The organism is Mariniflexile fucanivorans (assembly GCF_004341235.1).
In the GTDB taxonomy this organism is placed as follows: domain Bacteria; phylum Bacteroidota; class Bacteroidia; order Flavobacteriales; family Flavobacteriaceae; genus Mariniflexile; species Mariniflexile fucanivorans.
On the sequence record NZ_SLUP01000001.1, the window covers coordinates 772,358 to 785,193 of the forward strand.

Sequence of the window (12,836 nt, forward strand, 5' to 3'; positions counted from 1 at the left end):
TTCAAATAATTAAATAGGAAAAAAACATTTTAATTATTGATACACCCTAACATAGTCTATTTCCATTACAGATTCTGTAAAACTAGGATCGATGGTAAACCAACTTCCTCCCATAGCTACATTTAGAATTAAAAATTGAGGTGCATAATAAGGCCAAGTACTGCTATTAATAACCGATGGTTTATAGCTGTATTTATAAACGTCGTCTATTAAAAACTTAAGTTCGTTTGTTGTCCATTCTATACTATACACATGGAATGCTGTATCATAATCGGTTACTATGGTTTCGCCAACAGAAGTACTGGCACAACCTCCAGAACATGACGGTGTATGTGTGGCACTTGATATTTTGGTTGGATTATGCCCCCAGTGTTCCATAATGTCAATTTCTCCACATGCCGGCCATCCTGCGGTATCAATATTAGCACCCAACATCCAAATAGCTGGCCATGTACCAGTTCCTGATGGTAATTTAGCTCTTACATCCACTCTACCGTAGGTGAAATCGAATTTGCCTTTGGTTAATAATCTTGTTGAGGTATATTCAAAACCTTGATAACTTTCCTTTTTAGCAATTATTTTTAAAAAGCCATTTTCTACTTTAACATTATCGGTTCTGTCTGTATAATATTGTTTTTCTCCATTGCCCCAACCATAATCACCATTACCAATATTATAACCCCATTTTGTAGCATCTGGAGCACCAGCAGTATCAAACTCATCAGACCAAATTAATTGTGCCCCTTTTTCAGTAACAAAAACTGCTACTTTTTTAAAAGTACTAATGGAATTTCCTGTACTAGAATATGCAAAAACGGTTATGATATAATCGTTTAAACCTTCATTAGTACATGTGTAACTAAAAGTACCAGTTGTGTTTTTTACTTCGGCTTCACTTCCTACTTTAAAGCCATAAGAAATGGCATTGGTTGCTGTAGCGGTACATGTAATTAAACCTGATCCGTCTCCATTAGGATTACTACTATCTAAACCAGAAATATCTATTTGTAATACTAGATTATTAGGGATAATATCCTTAGTTTCTTCCTTTATTGGTTCATCACTGTCTCCAGAGCATGACAATAACAAGAAACATAGTACTTGAACAATATAAAGCGTTTTTTTAAACATTTTTTCTGTTTTAAATTTTTATTTTTAAAAAAGGGAGATATTAAATCTCCCTTCTTCTTGCTATTAATCCCTTTTTATTCAGGTATTAAAGTAAACCACCAATTAAATCCGTTATTACCATCTGTAGTTGTTAAAACCATTTCATTCGCCGAACGACTATGAATAATATATTGATGATTTCCACCAGTGTAATAGCCAATAAAAGCTAAACCAGATAAACTAATTGTTTCAACACCACTTGGAGCTGTTAAAGACCATTGGGCTGTATAATCACCATAAACATAATTTAATATATCTGCGCCATCTGCAGTTCCGCCAGAACCTCCTAATTCATCAATTAAAACTTCACGACCAAAAACAGTTCCGTTAGTCACTGCGGTAAACGTCCCATCTATATTAAATGTATATCTGTCATCGTACATTCCAGTTCCATCTTTATCATTTGCTCCCGCACTATACCATTCAAAAGGAGTTCCTCCACCTACTGGACCTAAACCAAAATGGGGTTTAGATTCTGCACTAATTCTCCATGTTCTAGAGCTGTTTGAAGTAAGCATGGTTATCAAATCAGCTGGTGGTTCATATAAAGCAAGCGCTTCAACTTCAATAGTTTTACTAGAAGACACACCACCCGTTCCGTAAGCAACTACAGTAACCGCATACGTATTGGTTCCTAACGTTGTGAAGGTATGAGATGCGCTACCTGCTTTTTGAAGTAAGGTTTTTCCTTGAATTATAAATTGATATGCCGTTGCATTATCAGCTGTTGCAGATACTTTAATTTCACCGCTTCCTAATCCTGGTGCTGGTGATTCTGTATCATTATCAATATAAGTAACCGTTATTTCTATGTTTGAAGGCGCTACAAGGTCTCCTATCGTTAAATCATCTTCTTGACAACTTGTGAATGCCAAAATAGTTATTAAAAAGAAACTTATTATGTTTTTTAATTTTTTCATCGTTCTAAATTTTAATTATGAAAGTAAAAGTTATCGATATATACATTGGCTCCAGAAGACTCGAAAACAAATTGTGAAATTGCTGAAATATCTGTTGAATAATTAGCTAAAGGAATATCTACACTTACCCAAGTTCCTTTAATTATACTTGTTACATATTCTATATCTTCTTTAAGAGCATTACCATCAGCATAAGCTGTGTTAACTAATTTTAAACCAAGCGTTGTTGCATCAGGAGTAAAATAATCGAAGTGTACATATTTCAAACCTGATAAATTAGTTGGGTTATCATAACTAGTTACAATACCAGTATAATTTAAAGATTGATACGACCAGATATTATTACCTCCAATATTGGTAGTTGTTAAGGTTGTTGTTTGTCCCCAATTTGGATTCACTTCACTTAGGGCCACATTGGTGTAAGCATCACTAAATATTGATACAACACTACTTGCACTAAACGTAGGTGTTGGCGCTGCTACCGTAGGAGCACTACCATCGCCATTAGTATAAAAATATAGGTTATCTATATATACTTTGGCCGTAGAAGATTCAAAAATAATTTGAGTGATTCCTGAAATATCTGTTGAAAAATCAGATAAAGGAATATCTACACTTACCCAAGTACCCAATGATAAGCTTGAAACAAATTCTATATCTTCTTTAAGTGCATTACCATCTGCATAGGATGTGTTAACCAATTTTAATCCCAAAGTTGTTGCGTCTGGTGTAAAATAATCGAAATGAACAAAGGTCTTACCTGTTAAATCTGTAGGATTCCCATAATCGGTTACTAAACCAGTATAGTTTAAGTTTTCGTATAACCAAGTAGTATTACTTTCTATATTAACACTTGATAAAGTAGTAGATTGCCCCCAATTTGGGTTTACCTCACTTAAAGCAACATTAGTATATGCATTACTAAAAATAGAAATAACATTAGCCTGTGGTGCTGTTGGTGTTGGTGCTTTAACAATAGGTTCTGTTGGAATGCTTGATGGTTTATAAAAATAGATATTATCTAAAAATATAGTACCCGTTCCAGTAGGAGACACAAATTTGAACTGAAATAAATCGTCCATTGATAAGCCTTGGGATGTAAAATCACTTAATGGAATATCAAAACTAACCCATTCGTCTGCAACAAGGTTTTTTACAACAGATTTCTCACCAGTACCAGAGCTTATTGGGAAAATTTCTAAGGAAGCCAAATCGGCTGTCCAAACATCAATGTGTAAATATTCCATAGCAGAAGCGTCAATTGTAGTTCCAAAATCAACACCTTCATAGTTCAAATCACCATATTGAATTATATTATTTTCCTCAACATCAATTTGAGTGTATGTAGTTGCTTGTCCCCAGTTTGGAAAAAAATTCACTCCAGAAATACTGGTGTAAGCATCACTGTAAATAGAAATAACATCAGCAGCATCACGACGTGGTGGTGTGGTGGCATTTGTAATAGGCTGTAAAATAGCTGTTACCAAAAATTCCTGAGAATATTCGGTAGTTTCAATGGCACCACCTTTTGCAACTATTCGAATGGTATACGTTCCTACTTCTTGGTAGGTGTAACTTACAGTTTCGCCAATATTACCAAGCACAGGCTCATCATTACCAGCTTCTCCGAAATACACTTCATAAAACATAGCAAAATCTGCAGTTACCGTAACGTTTACTTGCTTAGTTAAAGCCGCATCGTTTTCAATAGTAACCTCTAAATTTTCTGGTGCTTTAAAAGATACCACAATGTCTTTTGAAACCTCTGTAGTAAGTCCTGTAATGCCTACAGCTTCTATTTTTGCTGTATAGCTTCCTTCGGCATACACATGAGTACCACTAGAGCCTTGTTTTACATTAATAACTTCTGAACCATCGCCCAGCGTTATATTGTATGAAACGGCCGATTCTGCGTTTGGAGTTATGGTTACCAACCCTGTATTATCTTGAGTTATTTGAAATAACGCTGAAACATTTGAAGGTGCTGCAACATTATCTATAAAACTCAAATCATTATTATCTTCTGTACAATTTATAAAGAAGAAAAAAACTAGGCTTAGCCTAAATATATATTTTAATGTTTTCATTTGTAGATATTTATTAGTTTTAAAAAGTCTAATGCTATTTTGCTTATAGACTTTTGTTTTATATCAGCCTCTTATAAGGCTCATTTCATATCATTTTTAGTTTTCGTATCCTGGGTTTTGAGTCCAAGTATTTCCTGAAAGTTCAATTTCTTCAATAGGAATTGGAAAAAGTTCATTTTTATTTGATTGAAAACCTGGAATTGTTCCGGCAGCTCTTCCTGTTCTAACTAAATCGAAGAAACGTAGACCTTCACCAACAAATTCTACACGACGTTCTTTATAAATATCGTTGGTTAAGTTGTTTCCTGATGTTGTAATATTGCCTAAAGTAGCTCTATTACGAACTCTGTTTAAATAGATTTTTGCTCTTTCGTCGCTAATATTGCCACGGTTTAAAGCCTCTGCAGCCATTAACAATACATCTGCAAAACGTATTTCGCGAAAATTATTAGGGTTTGTTAGTGCTGCATCTGGACGGTTTTGGTCTCCTAAACGTGCAATATATTTTCTGTTATAATAACCGGTTTGTTCATAACCAGCATCTTCATTATAACTTGCTGTTGGATTATCAATTATCCATTGTTTAATATCCAATATTGAATAATCTAAACGAATATCTCCATCTTCAAAGGCATCAACAACATCTTGAGTTGGTACATTGAAACTGTAACCAAAATCGAAAACAGGCCCTTCATAACCTCTTACACCATTGAAACCAACAGCATAATTACCTTCTAAACACTCAAAACAATCGTAAGAACCTCCATCAACATCAGAATATTGAATTTCAAAAACAGACTCTATATTATTTTCATATTCGTTTTCCCACATTAAGGGTGCCAATGCAGTAGGTACTAAATCATATGGTCCTTTGCTAATTAAGTCTTCTAAAACGGTTGCAGATTCCGTAAACTTATCTTGATATAAATAAGCTTTTCCTAGTAACGCCTGTGCAGCTCCTTTTGTTACTCTACCTGTTTCACTTTGTGTATAAGGTAAGTTCTCTATAGCAAAATTTAAATCGTCTTCTATTTGAGCATAAACTTGCGCTTTTGGTGTTCTTTCTAAACCAAATTGTTCACCATATAGAATACGTTTATCAACTACTAAAGGCACATCGCCAAACCATTTAACCAATTCAAAATAATAGAATGCTCTTAAAAATCTGGTTTGAGCCAATACACTTGTTTTGTTGGCAAAATCAGTTTTATCTTGAAATTCCATAATATAATTGGTACGGTTTACACCTGTGTACATCCACTTCCAAATATTTCGTAATTGATCGTTTGTTGATGTGTGAATCATATCGTCAATTTCTTGAATACCTGGAGTATCGGTAGCACTTTCACCACCCGCTAATGTATTATCAGATGCTATTTCGGCGATTTGATTTTGTTGAGCAGTAGCTTGTAAATAATCGTAAGCCGCTATTAATGCTTTTTGATAATCTTCTTCCGAATTGAAAAAATCTCCTGAATTTTCATCTTGTGATGCCACATCAATAAAGTCATCAGCACAAGAGAATATTGCTAAAAAAGCAAAACATACCAGGATATTTATAGTTTTAAAATTTTTCATAATACTTAATTAAAGTTTTAAATTAACACCTAATAAAAATGTTTTAGCACTTGGGTAAAACCCTTGGTCTATACCTCCTCCAAGTGGATCACCATTTGAAGTTGTTGGATCGTAACCTTTGTATTCTGTTAGTGTAAATAAATTACTTGCAGAAACATAAATACGCAGTTTGCTTATTTTAGAATTTGAAAATTCATTAAAAGTATAACCTAATTGAACGTTTTGTAAACGGATAAACGACCCATCTTCAACATAAAAATCTGAGAACAAACCATTAGGTGTTGCACCGTTAGACACTCTAGGGAATGAGTTACTTGTACCTTCACCTGTCCAACGTGCTAAATAAGAATTGGTTCTGTTGGTAAGCTGTTGTCCACGTTCGTAATTCCGAACTATTTCGTTTCCAATTGAAGAAAATGCATAGGCACTAAAATCGAAATTTTTATAATCTAACGATATATTAAGACCCATAGTGGCGTCTGGTATTGGGTTTCCAATATCAACTCTATCATCGACAGTGATAACACCATCCTTGTTTTGATCTACATATTTAATATCGCCAGGTTCTGGTGCAATATCGCCCACAGCAGATTCATTAATTTCAGCTTGATTTTGGAAAATACCATCAGTTTCATAGCCATAAAAATAGCCCATAGCATGACCAGCTTCCATTCTAGAAGGTGCTGGTTGGCTAATACCAAAACTTCCTCCTGTTAAAAAGCCTGTGTTAGTATCTACATATGTAACTTCATTTTTAATATATGTTACGTTATACTTAACACTGAATTTAAAATTATCGTTAACTCTATTTGAATATCCAATAGCAAATTCAAGACCTTCATTTTCAACGGTACCACCGTTTACATAAGGAGATTCACCTGTACCAAGTAATCCTGAAACTTCTGGAGCTACTAATAAATCTTCGGTTGTTTTTTTAAAATAATCGGCTGTAATATCCAGTTTGTTATCTAAAAGACGAAGGTCTATACCAAAATCGAGTGTTTTTTGTTTTTCCCATCTAATTTCTGGGTTGGCAATACCACCACTTGCTAATCCTATTAATTCAACATCATTAAAAATATAGGTGCCTTCTCCATTTAACAGAGATACATATCTATAATCACCAATTCTATCATTTCCTAAAACACCGTAAGAAGCTCTTACTTTTAAAAGATTAATTAATGAATTGTTTTTAAGAAAATCTTCATCGGATGCTACCCAACCAATAGAAGCAGATGGGAAAAAACCAAACTTATTTTTAGGTCCGAATTTAGTTGAACCATCACGACGTACTACACCTGAAAACAGATATTTTCCTTTATAATCGTATTGAATTCTTGTAAAATAAGATAGTAATCTAGAATCGAATTTATCATTGTAACCAGTAAATCTGTTTCTATTTTCAATATCTGTAGTTTGCTCTAAATTTGCATTAGCAACATCATTATCTATAATATCAAATCCAGTAGCTCCAGTGTATTCTCCAGTTGTTTTAAATACAGATGTTCCTAAAAGTAAGTTGATGTTATGGATGTCGTTAATTTTGTTTTCATATTTAATAAACGCATCAAATGTGTAATCTTTATAGTAATCTAAATTTTCGGTTACACTACTTCTATCCACATTACTATTTTTACCACTACCAAAATATGCTATTGGATTGAATACTTTTGAAGATACTTCAGAATAATTAAATTGAATGTTTGATTGCGCTGTAAAATGATCTAAGAAATTGTATGATAAACCTGCGTTACCGCTTAACCTCATAACCTTACCTCTATCATAAGTATCATCAATTTGTGCTAATGGATTAATAACCTCACCGCCCAAACCTTCTGCTAAAGTATAATCGCCATTTTCATCATATACAGAAAATGTTGGTGCCATATTAATAGCATTAAAAAGTACCGAAGAATTAGAGTTTTCTGGAAGATTCTTTTTGTTAGTTCTCATTAAGGTAAGCCCCGATGTGAATTTAAAATTATCTAGAAAGTCTAAATTATAACTGGCGTTGTTTGTAAAACGTGTGAAATTTGATTGACTTCCACCAACAATACCATCTTGGGTTAAAAAAGATCCACTATAGGAATATGCCGATTTTTTTCCACCACCACGAAATGATATATTGTGATTGGTAATTGGCGCATTTTCAAAAACCTTGTCTTGCCAATCGGTACCAGTACCTAAACTTGCCAAATCTGTAAATGGTATGGCATTACCACCTGCTGCATATGCTTCGTTTACAATAGCTGCATATTCTGTTGCATTTAAAACAGGAATTTTACGAGTTGTTTGTTGAAAACCAGCATAAGCACTATACTCTACCGTTATAGGCATTTCTTTACGCCCTGTTTTGGTTTTTATAAGAACAACACCGTTGGCCGCTCTTACACCATAAATACCTGCTGTTGCATCTTTAAGTATGTTGATGCTTTCAATATCGTTTGGATTTAAAACGCTTAGGTCTTCAATAACGTTACCATCAACCAAAATTAATGGTTTACTGTCGCCGTTGGTAGAAACCCCACGAATACTAATGGTAGATCCTCCACCTGGTGAGCCCGATTGCGTTGTTATGTTAACCCCTGCCACTTGCCCTTGTAAGGCTTGTTCAATTCGGGTAGGTTTTAAAGCTTCAATAGCTTCGGAACCAACAACACTTACTGCTCCTGTTATTTCCTTTTTAGTTTGTGTTCCATAACCAATTACAACAACCTCATCAAGTTTTGCTAAATCTTCTACTAATTGAACGGTTAATTTAGAACTATTGGTAATAACTACTTCTTTTGTTACGTAACCAATATAACTAAAGACGACTGTTGTACCAGTTTTAACATCTGAAATGGTAAAATTACCATCAAAATCTGTTACAGTTCCTTTAGTTGTATTCTTTACGATTACATTGACACCCGGAATTGGAAATCCGGAGTTGTCTTGAACATTTCCACTAACATTCACATTCTGAGCTCCAGAATATGCAATAAAGAATAATGCTAGGATTTTAAAGAGATAATGCCTCATATTAATTTAGTTTATTTTTAGTTTATGTAAATTTAATTTTATTGATTGGTGTATTATAATTTTTAACCGCAACAAAAAACATACATCATAAAAAAAATGGTTAAATATTATCAAAACCACAATAATCAAGGGTAATATTATCAAAAATGCATTTAATATTTTTTTTTGGAAAAGTTGATAAAACCACAAATGTTGTGGTCTTGTATGGGTAAAAGTAAATACTGTTGTGTTGTTATATCTCTAAAATATAATCTGTTAAGCTAGATTCATGGGGTAAATCCATTTTTTTACGTAACCGGTAACGTTTTACTTCAACACTTCTCGATGATATGTTAAGTAAGGGGGCAATTTCTTTAGATGTTAAATTTAAACGCAAATAAGCACAAAGTTTTAAGTCGTTCGATGTTAATGCAGGATGCTGCGATTTTATCTTTTTAAGGAAATCTTTATCGGCGTTATTGAAAGCTTCTTCAAAGGCGTGCCAATCATCGGTATTGGTTAAATTCTTATCTATTATTTTAATAACACGTTTTAAACTTTTTGGGTCTTGAGATTTTTGTAATTCACTTTTTATGGTATTTAAGAATTCATTTTTCTTGATTAAACTCATGGTTGAAATACCTAATTCTCTATTTTTATTGTCAATATCCTGTCTTAATTTATCATTGTTGTGGAGCATTACTTGCTCTTTATTTTCCAACTCTTTCAATTCTAACTCCCGCTGTGTTCTGTAAAGTAATTTTTCGCGCTGTTTTCTATAATACCGTTTATACAATGTGTGCATCAATAAAGAAAATAGAGCCAACAAAATAAAATAGATAGCAAACATTACCTTAGTTAAATACCACGGTGCATCAATTTTAAAGCTATAGGTTTCGATGTTTTCTGAAACTTCATTTCCTAATCTGGATTTAACATAAAAAGTGTATTCGCCATAGGGTAAATTTTCAAATAAAACACTTGGATGTGAAGACCAATTGCTCCATTCATCATAAATACCTTCTAGTTTATATTGATATTCGGCTTCTAAATATTTATTGTATTCTGGTACACTGTAATTAAACTCAAAATTATTTTCGTTATTTTTAAAAATGCCTTTTTTTGATATATCTAAAAATTGAGATTTAAAACCATTTTTATAATTACCATTGGAAATTGAGTTAAGATATACTTTGTGCGATTTGTATGTTAACTTATCCAAATCTATTATTATATATCCTAAGGTATTACCATACAAATATTTGTTGTTATTAATATAGGAAATGTTTTCGTAACCTGTAATATCATTTCTTAACGAACTTGGTAATGAAATGGTATTAATTTTATAACTGTTACTAAGTTTGGAAGTAGTTAAATAACTCATGTTTTCCAATGAAAAAGCCCAAAGCGTATTGGTATCCTTGTTGAATACTAATTTACCAGAGGTGTATTCTTCTTTTGAAAAAAATTTGCTTAAAACAGAGTCTCTTTCAAACCTGTTTTTTACTTCATTAAACTTAAAAATACCATCTTTTTGTGTATATAATATGTTATTTTTATATTTTATTATACTGGTTTTAAGTCCTTTAGCAACAGAAGTGTCTTTTAATACAGAAATAGTCTTAATATAGTTAGCGTCCAACTTTATTTTAAAAACACCTTTATACTCGTGGCTTACAAATACATCGGTATTATTAAGCATTTCAAAATAACGACTCGAACCATCAAAACCTTCTATTTTATTTCTAAACACCCATTGTCCTTGTTTGTTTTCAATAATGTTTAAACCATTATAGTTACCTTGAAGTAATAAATGATTGTTTTCAGGAATTGTTTTAATATTCCAAGTACCTTGAACATCAGAAATTAACGCAGCCTGCGTGCCGTTTATTATGAAAGTTCCAGAGTTATGTCCACAAAACAGTGTACCATTAATATCTGTTAAACACCAAACAGCACCTTTAGTTCCTGGTATAAGCTTAAATTGATTCTCTGAATTAATTTCTTTATAAAATAACCCTTGATTGGTACCGATATATAAAAAATCTTTGAATAAAATAGAGGCATTCACAGAGCCAACTTCACCTTTTTTATCGTTATAAATACTAAATGGTGAATTGATATTGATACAATTAATACCATTTTCTAAACCTAACCATACGTTTTTGTCAACATCTTCAAATACTGAAAGTACCGTATTGTTGCTTAGTCCATTATCTTGATTTATATGGTGTTTAATATCTCCATTTGCAGTTAGATGCAAAATACCATTAGAAATAGTTCCCAGAATAAAACTATTGTCTTTTAACTTAATGCTGCTATAAATTCTATCATTTGAAAGCAAATTATTAGCTGAAATATCCCATTTTGTAAGTGTATTATTTTTGAAAATATAAAAACCATTATCTTCTGTTTGAAATAGGATGTTACCTTGATGGTTGAAAATATTAACCAATAAATTTTCTTTTAAAATAGGATGATTGGAAACTAATTGCGCCTTACCATCTACAATTTCAAAAATACCTTCTTTTGTTTTCTGAAAATAAACACCTTCATTTATTTTAAATACTTTATAAATAGTAGATTTAGAATTTATTACAGAACAGGTATTATCGCTTTTACTGTAAACATAAATACGTTTAAGGGATTGAAACAGAATAAAATCATCAACATTTATGATGTTCCAAATTTCTTCATCATCTAAAAAAGATATTTCAAGTTCTGATGATAAAGAGGTGTAATTTAATATACCAAAATTGTTTTTTTTCCAATAACCAAACTCTTTATAACAACCGGTATAAATTAATTCGTCTATGACTTTAACAGACCTAATATTGGTTTGGTTGGGTGAGTTATAGAGTACCCATTTAGCACCATTATAAACCAATAAGCCAATACTATTAGCTATATAAATTTCCTTTTCTTTAGATTGTGATATGGCCCAATTTTGATTTTCTGCGCCATATTCATTTGGCGAAAAAGTTTTTATAGGCGGATGCTCTTGTCCATTAGCTACAATGAAAAAAAATAATATGAATAATATAGATAGTGGTTTAATTGGCATTAAATCGTTTAAGGACTTATAAGAATACTAATTTAGTAAAAAATAAAAAGTAAAGGGAAAATTGTATAATAATTATATAGACGCTTTCAAAAAAACGGAAACAAAAAAGAGGCTATCTATAAAGTGTTTTTCATTTGCTTTGTCAGGTTGAGCTTCTCGAAACCAATGTTGATTATCGTAAGTCAAAATATTTCGACAAGCTCAATATGACAAAGAATTACACTTTTCAGATAACCTCTTTTAAAAAAAATATCTAAAAAAAGGTTTTATTCTATTTTTTTAATTCTACCACCTAAAACTGTGGTTTCGTTAATAGTTTCTGGTTTTCCATAAATATATACATCGCCTCCTGCTCTTACTTTTGCATCTACTTGTTTTGAGGCTTTTACATAGGCTTCTCCAGCAGCATTTATGGAAACCTCTGTTTTATCGGTTTCCAGTGTTTCTCCTTCATATATGCCCCCTGTTAACAGGGATACTTTTTGAGATTTTGATGTACCAGACGTTTTAATTTTACCACCTGTAACCGCTTTTACAATAGTGTAGGTAACATTTAAAGGTATTTCAATACTTCCACCCTCTTGGGCTCTTAAATCTATCTCAAATTGCTCAATAGTGTCTTTTCCAGCTATTTTAGCACCTTCATTCGCATCTATAATATCTAAAGATGTGTAATGTAAAATTACTTTGGTTTTATTTCCATCAAAACTTTTTCCAATGGTCATTTTAATTTTAAGCGTACCATTTTTATTGTTTATAATCACATCGTCGGTATCTCTTCCTGTGATAATAGCTTTATTTTCGGTAGATTTTACTAACTCAACTTCTATTAAATCGTAAACTTTAAGTTCCTGAAAATCTCCTAACGATTTTTCTATTGGGTTTTGAGCGATGGCAGCTCCAGATATTAAAACTGTTACTAATAAGATTAAGCGTTTCATTTTTGTATGTTTTTGTTTAAAACGAAGAATATCAATTATTATTCCGTTGTGATTTTTTTTTTAATAAAATTTTACC

Annotated in this window: 7 protein-coding genes; all 7 read right to left on the reverse strand. The window is 32.2% G+C overall.

Annotated elements, in window-relative coordinates; translation table 11 throughout:
- Positions 1-33: 33 nt before the first annotated feature.
- Positions 34-1,131 carry a glycoside hydrolase family 16 protein gene (locus EV196_RS03425; RefSeq protein WP_132214898.1) on the reverse strand — a complete coding sequence of 366 codons (1,098 nt, stop codon included), beginning with the start codon at positions 1,129-1,131 and terminating at the stop codon, positions 34-36.
- Positions 1,132-1,205: 74 nt separating this feature from the next.
- Complete coding sequence (locus tag EV196_RS03430) at positions 1,206-2,090, reverse strand: glucan endo-1,3-beta-D-glucosidase (protein ID WP_132214900.1); 885 nt, start codon at positions 2,088-2,090, stop codon at positions 1,206-1,208.
- Between the two features lie 11 nt (positions 2,091-2,101).
- A complete protein-coding gene (locus EV196_RS03435; protein ID WP_132214902.1) occupies positions 2,102-4,177 on the reverse strand; it encodes a hypothetical protein in 2,076 nt (691 codons plus the stop codon).
- A 96-nt stretch (positions 4,178-4,273) separates the two neighbouring features.
- On the reverse strand, positions 4,274-5,755 hold the full coding sequence (locus tag EV196_RS03440) for a RagB/SusD family nutrient uptake outer membrane protein (protein WP_132214904.1): 1,482 nt from the start codon (positions 5,753-5,755) through the stop codon (positions 4,274-4,276).
- Positions 5,756-5,764: 9 nt separating this feature from the next.
- On the reverse strand, positions 5,765-8,776 hold the full coding sequence (locus tag EV196_RS03445; protein ID WP_132214906.1) for a SusC/RagA family TonB-linked outer membrane protein: 3,012 nt from the start codon (positions 8,774-8,776) through the stop codon (positions 5,765-5,767).
- Between the two features lie 232 nt (positions 8,777-9,008).
- Positions 9,009-11,819, reverse strand: coding sequence for a helix-turn-helix and ligand-binding sensor domain-containing protein (locus EV196_RS03450; RefSeq protein WP_132214908.1), 2,811 nt, complete (start codon positions 11,817-11,819; stop codon positions 9,009-9,011).
- Positions 11,820-12,085: 266 nt separating this feature from the next.
- On the reverse strand, positions 12,086-12,760 hold the full coding sequence (locus EV196_RS03455; protein WP_132214910.1) for a head GIN domain-containing protein: 675 nt from the start codon (positions 12,758-12,760) through the stop codon (positions 12,086-12,088).
- Between the last annotated feature and the right edge of the window lie 76 nt (positions 12,761-12,836).